Below are 19202 nucleotides of genomic sequence, written 5' to 3'. Positions count from 1 at the left end.
TCACGTAGGGACGTATTGCATGCGCCCTCTTTTTTATTCCATAATGAGACATAAAATATATCATAAAGGAGAAACAATGAATGAAATAACATTAATCGAAGCCGGTATATTTGGCGGCATCGGCGGTTTTCTAAGCGAACGCGCTTTCGAGGCGATGGGAGCGATATTGATAATCGCGGTGGGCATGCTGACGAAAAGATATATCATACCGCTGCTGCAAACCATCCGCGCTCGACAGATTGCTTTGCATGTTTTCACAATCGCCGATGATGTTACCGACTATTTTGCCGAGCGTTTCCCGAATGCTTACTGGTCGAACTGGCTCGACCGCGCCATTGACAAAATAATCGATGTTGCCGGAGTGGGTAAAGGTCCGGCAGAGCGCGCCGTTCGGGCGGCAATCAAACGCAAAAAGGATAGACTGCCTGCCGATGATGCCAAGCTCGAAGGACGCAGTTGAAGGGGATGCTTGTAGTATTATTTCATATACCGTTACGCGTAGGGGCGTATTGCATACGCCCTTTTCGTGCGCCATCCGTTCTCATATACTAAAAATAATTTCATATTGCATTATCACCATATTTATAGTAACATAAACCAAGGATGAGTTTAAAATATATGTAGGTCGGGTTCCGACTCGCCGAAGGCGAGGAGAAACCCGACATTTTTTCTAACAAAATCTCATATTAAATTATGAAACGATTCGCGATAATTCTGGTAATATTCAGCCTTACATTCTTATGGTGCGCTTCTGCTATGGCGCAAGTTGCTATAGACTATTCCGGCAAAGAATTTAATGAATTAGTTGATTACAATTACTGGCTAAAAAGCCCACATGAGGGCGTTGAGGTTGATTCTTCAATTTTATATTTTAATAAATATTCGCATTCCGTAATTTTTCATTATCCTGTAAGTTTCACAGGAGCAAAATTTAATTCTAAAGCTGAATTTTGGTCTGCTAAATTTGATTCATTTGTAATTTTTAAGGATGCTATATTTTGCAATGAAGTTACATTTTATAAATCTAATTTTAAATCAGAAGCATCTTTTTATAATGTAACATTTGATTCTACCGCTGTTTTTAGAAACACTCATTTTCGATTTAATGCAATATTTGCAAGAGATAAATTTTATTTCGATGCTAATTTTCAATTTGCTGAATATAATTGAAAGGCATCTTTTTCAAATGCCATATTTTATTCGCTAGCTTATTTTAAAGATGCTAAATTTGATTCTGAAGCTGATTTTATGTCTGCTTATTTTCACTCCAAAGCCAATTTTGAAAATACTGTATTTCGAGAAGGAGCTAACTTTTATAAAGCAATTTTACCCGACACAATGGATTTCAGGTTTGTTAAAAATGTTGGTAGGGAGATAGATTTCACATACTGCTTACCTCCCAGATATTCAAATAAATGCCTCATAGCTTTAGCTGATGCCGATATCAGCAAAATTAAACTTCGAATGGATCTTTTTAAGTTATGGTTTCCTGCTGATTCAGTCTTTAATGAAAATTCTACCGGAATAGATTCTATTATTGCTAAAATTGATACTTCCTCAACATTGGATATTACCGGAATAGACTCTGCGAAATCTGTTATAGATACCGTTTATAAAAAAGGCATCTGGGTTATCGATAGCCTAACTTATGACCACAAAGTCAGCATCTATGAGCAGCTATTAAACAAGATTAAAGATGACGGTTTAAAAGAAAGCTACAAAATTCTCGATATCGATTACCGCCAGTTTAAATATGAGCACCAACGCAGAGAAAATCAGTGGAATGTTTTTACTCCAATTGGTCATTATTGGAATGTGCACTGGTGGAACTATGGTTACAACAAGGAAAAAGTGTTTTGGTGGACATTTTTATTGCTGTTTATATTCACATTACTAAATATTACTTGTTTCAATAAACTTAATGAATCCATTTATCCTATAGATTTTTTAAAGAGGACAGATTATCAGATTTTATCAGGATACAATAGTTCCATCTATTATATTATTTGTGCTGCTATGTATACGGCGATAATCTTTTTCCGCCTGAAAATAAGTGTCAGTAATTTTGGAAAAGGGGCTATAAGGAAACATCCGTGGCTGTTTACATACTTTATGCTTATATATGTATCCGGTTTAATCTGCCTTGGCTTTATTGCCAATATTATCTTTACCGGGGATTAAAATCATCGCCGCGTGTCAGAAGTAGCTTCTGACACCACCTTCCAACTGTGTTAATTGGGCGTATGCAATACGCCCCTACGCGAAGAAGACTCGTGAACGGCATCCGTCATAGGCGGATGCCGCTCATATTTCGCGGCTGATGTACGTCCTCGTGCACCAGCTATCATTTCAATATTCTACTCGCCTGATATATCCATCAAACTCACTCCGCCATCATTGCCCATCACCGGCGGGCTTAACGGTGGTGTCTGCGGACACCATTGCGGCGGCTGATTCTCGCCTTTGAAATATGCTACAATATAAACAATATCGGAACCCATAAAAAAGCAGTCGCCATTGCAATCAGCGGCGGCATACAGCCATTCGGAAGCTGACGTGTTGTAGCAGCTATCCGGCGGCGGAGTGCCCATTCCCTTAAAGTATCTTACGCCATAGGTAGCATCACTGCCCATTAATACTTTGTCCCCGTTTATATCACCGGGCAAATAATCACAAGCGAAACTTTCAATAAAATGAAATTCGCTGAAACTCTCCATCACAGGATACCCCTCATAACCCAAAGTATCACCCATATTCGATGGTCCCTGATAGGTGTTTAATCCCGTGCCGATTGCCGGCAAAACCTGATTGAGCAATCCGGCATTATCAACAATCTTTACTACATAGGTTAAAATCTTAATCGGGGCTTCAGCATGAAGCCAGGGATTATCATCCTCCGCGCTAAGCCTTGCCCAGCCCATAAATGATTGATTCGACCAGCCCGATGGATTCGGCGGCGAGCCGTCGGGTGTTAAAAACTCGGTTGCCGCCCATTGTGTCAGCGGGTAATAAACTACGCCCTCAGCTTGGCTTAGCAGGCTGTCGATATACTGGTCATCCGTGCCCAGGCAAAGAAGCATGTCGGCAACATAAGCCTCCGGCGGTGTCAAAGCATAAACATCCACATCAGTTCTATTGCCGATGGAGGCATAAACCGGACTGCTGTCAATATTGCCGTACCAGACGCTAACCATGTTAAAGCTCTGGCAATCTTTTGATACATTATCATTAGATGGTCTTTGATCGGATGGCAGAATCGTATAGGCAATAAACGTATAAGTCGATTCGACATCAGGAGTAAAGCTTTCAGCGAATGTGATTGTATCCGCGCTAAATGCCGGCATGCCGGTGATTGTAATTGTGTCGGCAAACACTGCCGATGATGACCCCTGCGTAAAAACCTCAACGATGGCATCAAACGTCTGAGGGTCGCTGCCGTAATTAGTTATTTCAATCTCCACCTGATAAGGCGCCAGCACAACCATTGAATCCGGCGGCGAAAAGATTTTTGATGCGCCGACATCATCGGTGAGAAGCACATCAAAGAACTGCAATTCGCTGAAGTTTTCCGATAGCGGATAACCGGCTCCTCCGGATGTATCGCCGGCATTCGAGCCGCCCTGAAGATAATTAATGCCTTCACCTATAGCCGGTTCTATCCGGCCGACTAACCCGTCATCATCAACGATCTTAATAGCGAATGTTATCACATGAGTCGGCGTTGTTTCATGAAGCCATGGATTTTTATCCTGCGAGCCAAGTCTTGCCCAGCCCATAAATGATTGATTCGACCAGCCGGCTGGATTCGGCGGCGAACCTTCAGGAGCTAAGAATTCAGCCACCGACCACTCGGTCAGCGGATAATAGAATTCACCCTCAGCCTGGCTTAGCAGACTATCGACATACTGATCATCCGTGCCAAGGCATAAAAGCATATCGGCTATGTAAACGTCCGACGGTGTCATCATGTAAACATCGACATAAGCAATATACCCGATAGGAGCATACACCGGACTGCCGTCAAGATTGCCGTACCATACGCTGACAAAGTTGACGCTTCGACAATCCTTCGATAACATATCATTGCCCGGAACCTGATCTGAAACGAGCGTTGTATATGCCTCAAAGGTGTAGATTGTGTCATCGGATGGAGTGAAGGCATCGGCAAAAGTAAAGGTATCGATTGTGCCCGATTGCAAATTGGAGACGGTAAGCGTATCGGTAAAAATTACAGTCGATGAGTTAAAAACTCGAACCTCGATGACCGCGTTGAATGTCTGAGCATCCAAACCGAAATTAGCCGCCTCAATCTCAATTTCGTACGGCAAGCCGTTAGCTATCGAATCGGGCGGGTTAATAATCTCAGTTACACCGACATCATCAGTGATAAGCAGGCTTACATATAAATAGCAGGGTATATTTATTGTCGAGTTGTTCGGGTCGTTAGAGGTAATCGCAACTGTTCCCGAATATGAACCGGGCGATAGCGATGCGGCATCGAAAGTAATTTCAACAGTGTCCGATTGACTGGGCGACACATTGCCGTTTGTCGGATATTCCGACATCCACGAGCGGTTATCTGCCGCATTGTAATCCAAATCAGCTGTTCCGGTATTTGATATAATTAAATCATAAGCGGTAGAGTAGCCTGAATAAACCGTATCGTAAATCGTATAAGCGCTCAGCTCGATAAGAGGAGTAGGCGTTTCGGTAACATTCAAAGTAACCGGTATATCGATATTAGGGTCGTTCGGGTCGTTGCTGTCGAGATTAATATTGCCGGTGTAAATTCCCTCCGTTAATTCGACGGCATCAAATGCTACCGCTGCAATAACAGAATCACCCGCTGGTACATATCCCGAGCCGGGTAGGGCTGTAAGCCATTCGGGAGCCGCAGTAATTGCAATGCTTAAATTGCTGTGCATATAAGAGGCATTGTAAACAATTGGCAATCCATCTGAAGCGTTATAATTTTCGATGCCGATAGTTGACGAACTAAGATTATCATCGCCGGGATTCATTGTCGCATAATTTAGCTCGATTTTGCCGCTGGGATATAATATTGCCTGGAAACTAAGCGAGCCGCCATCGCCAAACCATATGTAGTTGGGCACATTTACAAAACTTACGATAAAACGATTATTAGCTGTATCCCGATAATAATAAATATTGCCGCCGTCAGAGGGATCGAGATCGTCCCACCACATGGCAATTTGGTTATTCGGACTGTCCGAATCAGGCAGATTGGTATTGTTCGTATTGCTCGAGCCGCCGCTGAATGAAAGCATCCCGTTTGAACAGATAGCAAGCGATGAGTAGGTGTTGTCATAAAACGGGAAATTAAAACCGATTGATAGCGAACTGGTATAGTCGTCATCATCAAGAGCAACCGAGGTGCCCGGTCCGGAGATATCAACCCAATTGACAGACGGCCCGCCGGGTTCATCGGAATCTATCCACATATGACCAAATGCATCCGGCCCGCCTTGCGATAATATCATCGGCGGGAAATAAGGTTCCGGTTTCGAGTCGGCTTTAGTTTGGTCTGCCGGATAGTAACCGAGCGGCGATTGCTTAATCGAAACAGGAATCTCGGAGCCGTTGTCTAAAAGCAAACGGCTGTCTGCTGTAGTCCAGAGATTGAAACTAAGACTGCCGGCGCCAATATTCTTTATCACCAAATCCCTTTGAGTGGAATTACCGGGTGATACTGATACATTATATGAAACAGGGTAATAATCCACTAACGGAGCGGGAAGATAAAAATTACTGGCGGCTGTATCGTTTTCAACAACATAAACCATATTATCAACCGATTCATAACCCGAGTAGGATGCTCTGATCGTATAAGTAGTATCGGGCGAGGCGGCCAGAAGGTAATAGCCGGAGCCATTAGCTGTTGTTACAATCGATGTGCCTGCAATCTGGACGACTGCCGGCAGAGGGCTGTTATATGTAGCATCGCGAACATAACCATCGATAAAACCGATACCGGTCATAGCCAGTTGCGCCGCCGCTTCAAGGTCTAAGATGCCATGGCCGTACCAGTTGTCTTCGCCAGTCGTTCCGAGGTCGATACAGCTTTGTATTAATATCTGCTTGATTTCATCAACACGCAGTCCGGGGTTAATCTGACGCAATATTGCCACTGAGCCCGAGATATGCGGCGATGCCATCGAGGTGCCGCTCCAATTACTTTCATATCCGCCGGGAACAGAGCTGTAAATATTTTCGCCGGGAGCAACACATTCGGGTTTGATATTCAAGTCGCCGGTGCCGCATTGGCAAGGACCGCGCGATGAAAAACCGGAAATCGGATAGCTGGCATTATGGCCATTAACCGAACCGACAGCAAAAGCGTTGTAGTAAGTGGTTGCTCTATCAGCCGGAGTACGCAGACTGTTGGGAACATTCGAACCGCCGTAATCGCCCTCATTGCCGGCTGAGAAGATAACAGCCACGCCGGCATTTTCACAACCATCCATAACATCCCAGAAAGTATCATCGCAATGCTCATAGCCTGCCCAAAATGGCGACCAGCCCCACGAGTTGCCTACCACATCGGGAACATCATCGACTGTTATGGGATTGCCATCCGGGTCGGCTATCCACTCGAACGATTGGATTAAATCTGAGGTAGTGCCGCCATAATCAACAGTGGCGGCGGCAATCCATTGAGCATCCATAGCTACGCCGACTGTGTCGTAGGTTGTGGCGCTTCTGCCGCAGATAGTTCCCATAGTATGAGTACCATGCGGCACATCACCCTCGCCGTGGTCGGTTGGATAGGTGGTATTCTCGACCGGGTCGAACCAGCACTCCGAAGTCGGATGGCCGTTGTTGCCCCGCCAACGGGATGACAAAGCCGGATGTGTGCCATCCACGCCGGTATCGATATTCGAGACCAATCTGCCGGCGCCGGTATAACCCATAGCCCAAACCGCCGGCGCATTGATAACATCAAGCATAGGCGAACGGTAGGTTGTCATAGGCGGAGCGCTGTCGCCGATAATAGGCTTCATCATCTCCACCGGCATATCAAAAATAACTTTTTCAATTTCCGGCATTGATGCTATCTTTTTTATTGCCTCGGCGTTCCCCTCAAAGCTTATCATGTTGGCAATCCAGTAGTTCTTAATATTAGATGCCTTCCCTTCAGCTTCAAGAGCATCAAGCATTCGCAGAACCGGTCCCTGGGTAAGCGTCGCCTTGCGTTTGAGAGTGGTAATGACCTCATAATGACGCTGGGCGTTATCAGCTTTTCTGTCAATCAGGCTGTTGTTTAGTTTCTCGTTATCAATCCTGTCTGACATGATAATTATAGCCCCGATTTTTTCGCCAGAATCGTTTTCGGCGATTAATTCATTCAAAGGCGGTTCGATAGTTCCGGCATTTGCGGAAGTAAAAGCAACTAACAAACCGGCTGCGCAAAGCATTAACGACAAAACGACAGCCCCTGTTGAATTACTGCGTCGATACATAGGCATCCTCTCTTAAGATTTTAAAGTGAATTTTATCTTTCTTTATGCTTTCAAATCGTTGAAGACCACAGATTTATTCCCTATACTTATTTTTAGTATAATTAATAAATTAAGCGATTAAGTCAAGTATTGTTTTAATACAATCCTCCGGTTTTAATATTCTGTTTATTAGGAATAACTTGGCAAGGCAAGCTCAGGTTTAGGGAAATTAAAATATATTGTTGTCGGCGGATGCCCATAGGCGAACTCAGACCGCTGACATGGCCCGCCCCGACTGTCTTGCGGAGCAGCTTTTTCAAATCAGAGCTGTTAATTTGAGATTATTTTTTAGCTTTTTAGGGAAACTCAAAATATAAACAACTTGTCTTTTATGACGATATATAATATACTTGCGGCTGAAGTTGTGTTTATTTCGAAGCCAATAGAAGTTGAAAAAAATCCGGATAATAATTTGCCGGAAGCATTTTATTGGAAAGGGAATCGAAAAAAAATTACAACTATCGTGTCAGCCTGGCAGGATTGGAACTATCCCGCCGGAGCTGTCAAACGCAACTGGCGAGCACGCCGCCATCGGAATTATTACCGGGTTGAATGCGATGATAACAAGATATACGAAATTTATCTCGACAGACAAACAGTTGACAAACCAACCTGGTATTTATATCGTATTATTAAGGAAGGATAATAATTACGCCTGTTAGGTGTTGTAGAGGAGGTTTATTCTGATAAAACGTATGATTACAAACAAACTGCCCGGAGCTGTATGGCGGTATTATTTGCTTATATTGTCGATTATAATATTTTCATCCTTTGCGTATGCTCAGGATGAAGGGGATAAAGATGATATAAACACTATTATCAATACCAATCCGCCGGGAGCCGCTATTACTCTTAATGGCGAGTATGTAATAAATGCAACCTCACCCTGCCGGCTTCCTGAAAATATCAATGGCTTTTATCAGTTAATGATTTCCCAACCCGGCTATGAATCATGGAGTGGAGAAATTGTAATTATGCCGGGACAAAATAACCGTTTTGATATCTCATTATCTTCAAAAACAAGATATAAGGCGGCTTTACGGTCTCTGTTTTTACCCGGTTGGGGACAATATTATTCCGAACGAAAGTCGCGGGCTTATATTTACAATGCGGCCGCAATCGGTCTGGGAGTTGCCGTGCTGTTAGCCGATAGAAATTTCCGCACAAAAAGAGATGACTATCAGCTGGCTCTTAATGAGTTGGAAAATGCCGCTTCACTCGATGAATTATCCCGTTTGCAAAGCGTAGCGCTTGATAAAAACCGCCAGGCTTATGATGCTGAATCGACCAGAAATCTTTATTTGGCGCTTACAGCCGGGCTGTATGTATACAACATTCTCGATGCTGTTATCTTTTTCCCTGAGAAAAAAATGTCTTTCCAGGGAACTTTACCATCCCATATATCTGGTGTTAAAACCAGTTTTGATGGCGAGAGAATCAACTTTGTGTTAACGGCATCATTTTAGGGGATTAATAATGAGAAAAATTATAATACTCTTTGCTGTTTTTGCCGCTTTGCTTGGATGCAGCCGCGAGATTCCCAATCCGGTAGATAATTCTTTCGAGCCGGTTGTTATAGGCACGCCGGCAAACCTGATTATATCGGTTGGCGATGGAACGTTGAATCTTGATTGGGAGATGGCTGATTCGACAGGTATCGTCGGCTACAAGATATACCGCGCCCGTTTCCTCGCCGATACTTTAAGCCCTGAATATTCATTTATCGACAGCACAACCGATGCTGAATTTGCTGATTCCAACTTGCAGAATGGGTATATGTATTTATACAAAGTTTCGGCTTTTAATGAGGATAGAATAGAGGGCAATCTGTCAGCGTCTGCCAATGGCGTTCCCAATTTATACTCCTTGATTATTGAAGGCGGCGAAACAACCAATACAAGAAATGTAATTTTAACTTTAGTAGCTCCATCTAACACTATGCTTATGCGGATTTCAAACACTTCGGATTTTGCAAATTCTCCCTGGGAATCATTCGCAAATTCGAAACCTTGGATAGTTGACGAGGGAGCCGGTTTAAAGACTGTATATGCCATGTTTCGCGATAACAACAGCAACAACACCAGCGGTTATGTTTCGGATGATATCACCTATGAAATTCTAAATTACCAGTATTCGATTGTAGTCAACAATAATGCTCCAAAAACTTATTCGCGGGAAGTCGATCTGACAATAGGCGCGCCCTCGGGCACATCGTATATGATGATTTCAAATTCGGCTGATTTCAACAATGCAGATTGGGAAACCTTTGCCGCCTCAAAATTATGGTTTATATCCCGGCAAACAGCCGACAATCAGGATACGGCTGCCTTTTACGCCGTATTCCGAGATGAGAATGGCGACAGCGTCGAGGTAATGGTTTCCGATTCAATCATGCTGGCATCGAGCGACCCGGTGGATTTACTGCCGGTTTATCAAGAGCCGGATAACTATCAAATGATTACCCTGCAGTGGTCGGCTTCATTATCGGAAGACTTCAATTCATACCGGCTGTTCAGGTCTAACGGCGCCAACACGGTCGATACCATAATCGCCTCATTTAATGATATTTCGCAGGTAAGTTATATAGACAGTATTGGTCTTAATGATTTACCTGATGATGCTATTGATTCTGTTTATTATATGTTAAGATTCTACAGCAGCTACGATGATTCCTCCGATTCTGATACCATACTTGTTGCGCTTGAAAATACTCAGCCGCCGTCCGTATCCTGTTTTATAAGCGATGTAAGTTATGATTCCAGCGACGTTGACACTTTATTATTAGACCTTACCGCTGTTATTGGCTGGTCGGCCAGCGAAATTCCTGATTTTTCGTATTATGTTGTCTATGAATATTCGGATGATGATTCATTAGCATCCACTCCAATAGCTTATGTATATGATATTAGCAGCCTTTCTTACGCAATCAATAAGAATGGCGTTTCATCCGGAAATGAGTTTTACTACTGGCTCAGGGTTTTCGACCGAGGCGGCCGTATTTCCAGCTATTCTGCCTATGCGCTGATTACTGTTCCATAACCTAAAGCCTGCGGAGGGGTATCTTGAGCGTTTTAGACCGGATAAATCTGTTTATTGAAATATATTTCCGCATATTCAGACGCTTAAAATCAATAAAGCTAATAGCGCCTTTTATAATTTTGGCGTTCTTTCAGGGGCTATGGCTGACTATTCTGGTATACTTTTATTATTCGCCAATCAATAAGTTGTTTTCACCTTTGCTAAGTTATTTCTATTCCGAGAAAGCGCTTCACTTTCCATATTTTTATTATCTTCTTCCCCAATTATACAGCTATGGTTCATTGCTGGTTCTGGATTTTATATTTGGGATTATATTAAGCGCCGCGGCTGTTTTTATGATTGGAGCCGATTTCAAGCAGGAAAAAGGCGGCTTTGCCGAGGGCTTTCGCACCGCTTTTAAATCACTGCCAGCCCTTATGATTATATGGATAGTAAAAACAGGGTTGATTGTGCTTTTTTTCATGTATGGCGGACCTCTGATCTTTCCATTAGTCAATGACTTACCTATGTCGTATTTTCTCGGCTTTTTTTTAGTACAGATGATTGCATTAGCAATATCGGCTTTTCTGGTGTATGCATATCCGGCGGTACTATTACACCGCATGAGGCTTTTTCCTGCCATAGGGGAGAGCGTTGTGTTAACATTGAGAAATTTTGTTTTCACATTCATAATACTCTTTATTCCCTGGCTGATTCAATTCCCGATTGGATATATAACATCCACAAAAGCCTATCTCATTCTGGGGAAATTCAACACAACCACACTAATTTATCTTATGTCAGCCAATATCGTAATTTCCTTAATCGCGAATTATTTGCTTTTTGCCGGTATAACCTATTTTTACCTTAACCGGACGGAGTAATATTGTATTTCATATTGGGCGTAAGTAATCTTATTGTTTTATTAGTTGCTCTCGCTATAGGGGTTCTCTTTGCTGTTAAAGCAGGTTTAAAGAAAATAACAGTATATTTCATTCTCTGTTTGTTGTGCATAGGGTTATTCTGGGGTTCCGCTGGCTTGATAATATTTACACTTGCTGGCGGCGAAGGAATAAAGAGCGTTTTATTTTCTATTAGCGATAAACTGTTTGTTCTTTCTGCTTCATTCGTTCCGTTTTTGCTGCTGCTGGTTTCACTTCATTACGGACAAACTCCCGACAAGCAATCGGGACATGGTTTGGGAGTATTCATCAGGATTGCTGCCTTTATAACTTTTTTCTTAGCTGTTTTAACAGTTTCCGGATTTGTTCATAGCTCGATAGTTATCGACTCGGAATATATAATTGCAAACCAGGGGTTTCTGGCAAGAGTTATTTGTCTATTCCAGAGTCTTCTAACTGTTTATTCGTTAGTAAACTTTGAAAGTGTCTGGCGCTTGAGTACCGGCAATGTCAAGAAACAGTTTTTTCTGCTGATTATTATAGATTTGATAATTCTGGCAGGTTTAATAAAGATACTATTTCTTGGCTCTATCTCGTTAAATTTCTATTTGTATTCCTCGCCGCTGATTTTATTCTGCCTTATATGGCTATATTCATTATTAATGCAAAAGGATGCTTTTACCATAAACATAACTGTTGATAAGCAGGCGTTTTATTCATCAGCGGTAATATTGTTTTTAGGATTTTTCCTGATTTTTATCGGCGTAGTGGGAAAATTTATCATGATGTTTGGCGGTAATATTGAGGCGTTTCTTTCGGCATTTGGAGCGTTTTTAGTTATTAGCCTTTTTTTCATAGTGGCTCTGTCGGATTCAATTCGTCAAAGATTCGGCAAACTTTTCCGTTCACGAATATATGCCGGCCGATTCGATTACAAAGCCGAATGGCGCGCCCTAAGTGAAAATTTCGCCGCCTGCGACAACCTTGATAAGCTGTTGGAGACTATCGATGAAGAGGTTGCCCGCGTGTTTGACCCCTCGAAACTGGAAATCTTTGAGGCATTGAATAGTTGCCTTTATTGTGTTTATCCAGCAGGTCAGGCTTCGGATAAATATGATTTAAAAGACCAAACCGCAGAGTGGCTGTTTTTAAACGCTAAACCGGTGTTTCCATGGCAAATTAAAATAACTGGTTTTAGCGCCTTGATGGAAAAAGCTGAGCAGTTTAATGTTGTTGTGCCGCTTGTTGCTGAAAAAAAACTGACAGGCATAGTGTTTTTTGGCGCTAAGAAAGATAATTCGGAGTATAGCAGCGAGGGCTTGGAATTGCTGTCGGTGATGGGACATCAGGCGGCGGTTGCCATACTGCACTTGCGTTCACGCGATATGCTTCTCGAGAATGAGAAACTGGCATCATTTCACAGAACGGCTTCATTTGTCGTCCACGACCTCAAAAATGCCGTTAGCATGCTGTCGTTGATGCTTCAAAATGCGCCAAGCAAGATGTCCAATCCGGAGTTCCAGAAAGAATCTATAAGAACAATAACACAAGCTGTTGACCGGATGCAAAAAATCATCGAAAAATTAAAAGCTACACCCAGCAAAGAACAATTTCAGCTGCACGAGATTAATCTGAAGAAAGTTTTTGACAAAGCTTTGCGGAAAAGCGCTATTCAAAATAAAGCAAATATTGATTTGCAAATAAATATAAATGATTCTATAAAAGTCAAAACGGATGCCAATGTACTGGGAACGGTGTTTGAAAATCTTCTCATTAACGCTGTGGAGGCTATGCCCAAAGGCGGGACTATCACTGCGGATGATCTTATCAATAACGGCAGGGTTATCGTTTCGATTGCGGACACGGGAATTGGCATAAGCGAATCTTTTATCAAGAATAATCTTTTTCGTCCTTTCCAGACCACCAAAACCAAGGGTTTGGGGATTGGGCTTTACCAGTGCCGCGAGATGTTTAGAGAAACAGGCGGCGATATAATTGTTGAAAGCGAACTGGGTAAAGGTTCCACATTTATGCTGGTATTCGGGAGATGACAAAAAAATCGAAAATACTAATCGTTGATGATGACGAAGGGATAAGAAACCAGCTTAAGTGGGCGCTTGATGATATCTACATAGTCGAGACCGCTCCTGATGTTAAATCGACCAAGCAGAAACTGGCTGATTTTCAACCCGACCTGATAACTTTAGATATTGCCCTTTCGCCATTTGCCGGCGACTCAGATGGCATTGATTTGTTGGGTGATGTAGTCAAAATTGACCCGACCATTAAAGTCATCATGATAACCGGTACGGATGATAAGAACAAAGCCCTCGAAGCGGTAAGTTTGGGTGCTTATGATTTTTATCAAAAGCCGATTATTATTAGCGAGATTAAAATTATCATCTCGCGGGCGCTGGGGATGCAGTATCTCGAACGGGAAAACCGTCGGTTGGCAAGCCAGGTAATCCAGGCAAGTTCCTATCAGGATATTATCGGCAACCATCCGTCTGTTCAGGATATCTTTCGGACAATTGATTCGGTGGCGCCCATAGATATAACGGTGCTGATTACCGGCGAATCGGGGACCGGCAAGGAGCTTGTAGCCCGAGCGATTCATGCGAAAAGCCCGCGAGCCGGAAAACCATTTGTTGCAATCAACTGCGGCGCAATTCCCGAATCGCTTTTAGAGTCGGAAATGTTCGGACATGAAAAAGGCTCTTTTACCGGCGCCTATCAGCGTAAAATCGGCCGACTCGAAACAGCCAATCACGGCACGGTATTCTTAGATGAAATTGGCGAATTGCCGAATGAATTACAAGTTAAAATACTGCGTTTTCTGCAAGACCATTCTATCGAAAGAATCGGCGCCGAGTCGCCAATTGAACTTGATGTCAGAGTAGTTGCCGCTACAAATAAAAACCTTAAGGAGGCGATGAAAGAAAAAACATTTCGAGATGACCTTTATTATCGCCTGTCTGTAATAAATATTTCACTTCCTTCTCTATCTGAACGCGGGGATGATAAATTGCTTTTGGCAAAATATTTTCTCGATAAATATTGCCGCCAATATTCCAAAAACGGTTTGGCTTTCTCTGATGACGCTATTGAATCTATAAACGGCTACCGATGGCCGGGTAATATCAGAGAACTTGAGAACCGAATTAAGAGAGGCGTTATAATCACCAAGTCATCAACAATATCCAGCGAGGATATTAATATCGATAGCTCGGAATTATCTATGAAAACGCCTATGACGCTGTTTGATTTCAGGGATATATATGAAAAGAAATTCATTAAGGAAAAAATCGAATCGAGCCGCTGGAATATTTCGAAAGTTGCCCGTCAGCTTGATATAAGCCGAACGACACTATATGATTTGCTGGAAAAATACGGTATCGCTAAGAATAAAACGCGGTGATTTATATTTCTATTGTAGGCGGCAGACAAGTCCTCGTGCACCAACAAGCCTTTGTTTTATGATAAAATAATACATTACAACAAAGTAGTTCGCCTTAGGCAGACGCCGTGTCGGCCAACATCCCAAGGCACAACAATAAACGCTATATCAATTAAATTAATAATCCTATAAAGACTATTTTATTTTTCTTCCTTTTTCATGTTTTCAATAAATGGCTTAAACAGATCAATAGGCACCGGGAAAATAGTAGTCGAATTGCGCTCGGCGGCGACCTCTACCAGAGTCTGCAAATATCTCAACTGTATGCCAACCGGTGTCTGAGAAAGAACTGTAGCCGCCTTGTTAATCCGTTCGGATGCCTGCACCTCGCCTTCGGCATGTATAACCTTGGCGCGGCGTTCACGCTCGGCCTCAGCCTGACGGGCAATAGCTCTCTGCATCTCCTGCGGCAGGTCGACATTTTTTACCTCGACCACGCTAACTTTAATGCCCCAGGGTTCGGTTTGCAAATCGATAATTTTCTGCAGTTCGTGGTTAATCTTTTCGCGTTCCGATAAAAGGTCATCAAGCTCTACCTGCCCTAATACTGACCGTAGAGTCGTTTGAGCAATCTGTGAGGTTGCGTAGATATAATCCTCGACATCAACAATAGCTTTAGCGGCATCCATAACACGGAAATAAGCAACTGCGTTAACTTTGACCGTAACATTGTCTTTAGTGATAATGTCCTGCGGCGGCACATCCATAGGCACTGTCCGCATCGAAACTTTAACCATTTTATCGATAACAGGAATTAAAAGTATAAGTCCGGGACCTTTGGCTCCAACCAGTCGTCCCAGCCTGAACACTACTCCGCGCTCGTATTCACGAAGCACTCGTATTGCTTGGCTAAGTATAAATATCCCTATAAAGATGAGTACTACAAATCCATACAAACCCTGAGCCATTTTTCTCCTCCTTAAATTATAATTTGTCCACTTTTACAAACATACCCTCAATGCCGATGATTTTCACTCTTTCGCCTTGGGGAAAATCCTCGGTACCAAGGGCTTGCCAGTATTCGCCGTGCACGAAAACCGTTCCTTTGCCATCTGTCATATCTGTAACGGTGGCAGTTTCGCCGATAAGACCAGCCTCGCCGGTGGCTACTTTTCTTTTATGCGCCTTAACAGCAAAGTAGATGGCGAATAAAAAGAAACCCGCCGTTATTATCACCACCGGTATAATTACCGATAGCGAAATTTGCATGTAGGGTAAATCTGAATCGATAAGCATAAGTGATCCTAAAAATAAACTAATTGTTCCGCCAATAGCAAGTATGCCATGGCTTGTTACCTTTATCTCAAGTAAAAATAATATTACCGCCATTATCATTAAAGCTAACCCTGCATAATTTATCGGCAGAGTTTGGAAAGCAAAGAATGCTAAAATCAGGCTGATGCCGCCGACTACTCCCGGCACGATAGCTCCCGGATTGGAAAACTCAAAGTATAAACCCATCATGCCTATAACCATAAGTATATAAGCGATATTCGGGTTGGAGATTACTTCAAGAAATCTGTTGGCAAAACCGATATCTATCTCATTAACACGGGCATCTTTAGTATTTAATACTACATCGCCGGAAATAACCTCAATAGTATCGCCATCAATTTGCCGCAGAAGGTCATCAATATCATCGGCAATATACTCAATTACGCCCATCTCTAATGCCTCATACTCGGTTATAGAGGCTGATTCCCTAACTGCTTTTTCCGCCCATTCAATATTTCTGCCGCGTTTGTTAGCCAGCGTTTTAATCTTGGCAACCGCATCATTAGTTATCTTCTCAGATAATATTGAATCGGGCTGTTGGGTTCCTGCGCCAACCGGATGCGCCGAACCGATATTAGTCTGGGGCGCCATAGCCGTGATATGACAGGAATAGGTAATATAAACTCCGGCCGAACCAGCTCGTGCCCCGCGCGGCGCAATATACATCACCACCGGAACATTCGAGGATAAAATCTCACTGTTGATTTCCCAGGTAGATTCCGATAAGCCGCCCGGCGTATCAAGCATAATGATAAGCGCCTCGGAACGGTTTTCCTCCGCCAGCTTGATTGCTTTTGTGATAACTCGCAGTGTTATAGGCCCGATAGCCGCTTTTATAATAAGCAGGTTAACTTGCGCAGGCTTGCTCGAATATTCCCCATCTGTCTTAGACGTATCCGGCACATCTGCTGATGTCGTCTGAGCAAAACAGGAAATTGAAAATAACAACGATAAAATAATGATTATTTGATAAGCATATTTTTTCATAAAATCAATTACTCCTTGCCGCATTGTAATTGAATATCTTCTATATGTCAATATAATTAATTCGGGATATTTACTCGAAATATTAATAAAACCAAATTAATAGTCGGAGCTTTCCAGCCCCGACTTTTTCCATGGCACTGATATAAATTTGCGGCTGGTGTAAGTCATTGTGCGCCAAGTTAGTAGGGGAGGAGTTCCGGTAGGAGACAGATGTCCTCGTTTGCCCCTTTAACCACAATGAAAATCGCGGTTAGCGCACAACCGCATGTGTCAATCATAGACGAATTGAACTTGACAAACTTGCTTTAAATGATAGATTGAAATTATGATAAAATGCTCAGGTAATAACGAGGTCTTTAACAGGATAGTCCGCCATCTCTTGTGGCGTATATACCTAAAGGGCCAATTGTAAATGTCTCTATTGCCTCCATTTATAATTACAATCAGAATGCAACAATATTAAGGAGATATTATGAATACTACTAAAACAATGAATAAAACCGAATTTGGCTTCAGTCAACTGCCGGACAGCGAAATAATCGACTTTGAAAGAACCTGCGGCGCAAATCATTACGGCCGCCTTGGGTTAGTCGTTCGCAAGGCGGAAGGCTGTTGGCTTACCAGCATCGACGGCACCAAGCATCTCGATTGCTTAGCCGCTTATTCCGCCGCTAATCCGGGACATCATCATCCCAAAATTGTTAAGGCTTTAGTCGATGCTTTAAATGGCGGTTATGCCTCCGTGTTATCCAACATGGTTTATACCGATGTCTTAGGGATATTCCTTAAAAAAGCTGCCGAGACACTGCCGCAGCTCGGACTGCGTTTCGGCGAAAATGGCAATAAAGTGCTGCCCAAAAACGGCGGTGTCGAATCGGTGGAAACCGCTATCAAGATGGCTCGTTATTATGGCTATAAGGCTAAAGGCATTCCGGATGGCAAGCAGGAAATTATCGTTTTTAACAACAACTTCCATGGCCGGATGATTACCGTTGTATCGTTCTCTACCTCGGACAAATATAAGGAAGGTTTCGGCCCGCTAACACCCGGCTTTGTGGCGGTGGATTTCGGCGACATTAAAGCGGTCGAAAAAGCTATCAACAAAAACACCTGCGGCATTTTAGTCGAGCCGATGCAGGGCGAGGGCGGCATGTATCCCGCTCCCGATGGTTTCCTCAAAGAGCTTCGCGAGCTTTCCGACAAGAATGACCTGATGCTTATTTTCGATGAGGTTCAGGTTGGCTTAGGCCGCACCGGCAAGATGTTTGCCTTCGAGCATGAAAATGTTATCCCGGATGGCATTGTCCTGGGTAAGGCTATTTCCGGCGGTTTAGTGCCGGTATCTGTTTTCATAGCCAATACGAAACTGATGGATATGGCATTCCAGCCCGGCAAGGATGGCTCTACTTATGGCGGCTATCCGTTAGCCTGCGTTGCCGGCAGTGCCGCTTTGGATGTTATTATAAACGAGAAACTTGCCGAACGTTCGGCTAAGATGGGTAAAATCCTCAAAGATAAAATTTCCGAAATAGCCAAACGTTCGACTCATGTCAAGGAAGTCCGCGGCAAGGGATTGTTTATCGGCATTGAGGTTAACAACGGCAATGCCATGACCTATTGCCAAAAACTCCTGAAACTCGGCGTGCTTGCCAATGACAGTCATGGGCACACTATCCGAATATCCCCGCCGTTAATTATCAACGATGAAGAAATCGATTACCTTTGCGAAAGGCTTGAGAAGGTATTGGTAGATTAACTTTTGAGCTTAACGCGAATTTGAAATCTTGTGGTTGGTGTACGTCCTCGTGCACCAGCAGTCCGCCAAGGCGAACAAACCAGTAGGGCAGAAGTCTCCGACTTCTGCCTATTTTATTTTGTGGCTGGTGTACATTATGTGGGCGGCATCCGCCATTGGCGGATGTCCCGATAACGCGAAGGGGCGTATTGCATACGCCCTCTTTACGATACCTCGGAATGGAAGCCAGACTCAGTAGGGCAGAAAAGTCTCCGACTTCTGCCTGCTATGATGAAAGCCAAGCGTTT

Annotated in this window: 13 protein-coding genes; 10 read left to right on the top strand and 3 right to left on the bottom strand. The window is 43.2% G+C overall.

Annotated features, from left to right (window positions below; all coding sequences use genetic code 11):
* The first annotated feature begins 76 nt into the window (after positions 1-76).
* The 3 genes from J7K40_02075 (at position 77) to J7K40_02065 (ending at position 2181) form a co-directional block, all read left to right on the top strand.
* On the top strand, positions 77-460 hold the full coding sequence (locus tag J7K40_02075) for a hypothetical protein (GenBank protein MCD6161183.1): 384 nt from the start codon (positions 77-79) through the stop codon (positions 458-460).
* Between the two features lie 233 nt (positions 461-693).
* Positions 694-1170, top strand: coding sequence for a hypothetical protein (locus J7K40_02070; GenBank protein MCD6161182.1), 477 nt, complete (start codon positions 694-696; stop codon positions 1168-1170).
* Positions 1171-1191: 21 nt separating this feature from the next.
* Positions 1192-2181, top strand: a complete 990-nt coding sequence (locus tag J7K40_02065; protein ID MCD6161181.1) for a hypothetical protein — start codon at positions 1192-1194, stop codon at positions 2179-2181.
* Between the two features lie 176 nt (positions 2182-2357).
* On the opposite strand, the gene J7K40_02060 is transcribed toward J7K40_02065, so the two are convergent.
* On the bottom strand, positions 2358-7481 hold the full coding sequence (locus tag J7K40_02060; protein MCD6161180.1) for a S8 family serine peptidase: 5124 nt from the start codon (positions 7479-7481) through the stop codon (positions 2358-2360).
* Positions 7482-7851: 370 nt separating this feature from the next.
* Between J7K40_02060 and J7K40_02055 the strand changes: the two genes are divergently transcribed.
* Genes J7K40_02055 through prsR form a run of 6 tightly spaced genes read left to right on the top strand, consistent with a single transcriptional unit; the run spans position 7852 to position 14858 of the window.
* Positions 7852-8166 carry a hypothetical protein gene (locus tag J7K40_02055; GenBank protein ID MCD6161179.1) on the top strand — a complete coding sequence of 105 codons (315 nt, stop codon included), beginning with the start codon at positions 7852-7854 and terminating at the stop codon, positions 8164-8166.
* Between the two features lie 49 nt (positions 8167-8215).
* Positions 8216-8986, top strand: a complete 771-nt coding sequence (locus tag J7K40_02050) for a PEGA domain-containing protein (GenBank protein ID MCD6161178.1) — start codon at positions 8216-8218, stop codon at positions 8984-8986.
* A 10-nt stretch (positions 8987-8996) separates the two neighbouring features.
* Positions 8997-10559 carry a fibronectin type III domain-containing protein gene (locus J7K40_02045; GenBank protein MCD6161177.1) on the top strand — a complete coding sequence of 521 codons (1563 nt, stop codon included), beginning with the start codon at positions 8997-8999 and terminating at the stop codon, positions 10557-10559.
* A gap of 23 nt (positions 10560-10582) precedes the next feature.
* The gene (locus J7K40_02040; protein ID MCD6161176.1) at positions 10583-11422 is read left to right on the top strand and encodes a hypothetical protein; all 840 of its coding nucleotides are present in this window, start codon (positions 10583-10585) and stop codon (positions 11420-11422) included.
* Between the two features lie 2 nt (positions 11423-11424).
* On the top strand, positions 11425-13491 hold the full coding sequence (locus tag J7K40_02035; protein ID MCD6161175.1) for a hypothetical protein: 2067 nt from the start codon (positions 11425-11427) through the stop codon (positions 13489-13491).
* Positions 13488-14858 carry a PEP-CTERM-box response regulator transcription factor gene (gene prsR / locus J7K40_02030; protein ID MCD6161174.1) on the top strand — a complete coding sequence of 457 codons (1371 nt, stop codon included), beginning with the start codon at positions 13488-13490 and terminating at the stop codon, positions 14856-14858. Before J7K40_02035 ends, prsR begins: the two co-directional genes overlap by 4 nt.
* Before the next feature lie 179 nt (positions 14859-15037).
* Here the strand turns inward: prsR and J7K40_02025 are convergent, their stop codons facing one another.
* Together J7K40_02025 and J7K40_02020 are read right to left on the bottom strand one after the other, a co-directional pair.
* Positions 15038-15805 carry a slipin family protein gene (locus tag J7K40_02025; protein ID MCD6161173.1) on the bottom strand — a complete coding sequence of 256 codons (768 nt, stop codon included), beginning with the start codon at positions 15803-15805 and terminating at the stop codon, positions 15038-15040.
* A gap of 16 nt (positions 15806-15821) precedes the next feature.
* Positions 15822-17159: a nodulation protein NfeD gene (locus J7K40_02020; GenBank protein ID MCD6161172.1), complete on the bottom strand. Its 1338-nt coding sequence runs from the start codon at positions 17157-17159 to the stop codon at positions 15822-15824.
* A gap of 472 nt (positions 17160-17631) precedes the next feature.
* Here J7K40_02020 and rocD point away from each other — a divergent pair, with 472 nt between their 5' ends.
* Positions 17632-18915: an ornithine--oxo-acid transaminase gene (rocD, locus tag J7K40_02015; protein ID MCD6161171.1), complete on the top strand. Its 1284-nt coding sequence runs from the start codon at positions 17632-17634 to the stop codon at positions 18913-18915.
* Positions 18916-19202 lie beyond the last annotated feature (287 nt).

This window comes from Candidatus Zixiibacteriota bacterium, from assembly GCA_021159005.1.
In the GTDB taxonomy this organism is placed as follows: domain Bacteria; phylum Zixibacteria; class MSB-5A5; order UBA10806; family 4484-95; genus JAGGSN01.
This window is presented reverse-complemented; position numbering and strand designations above follow the sequence as displayed.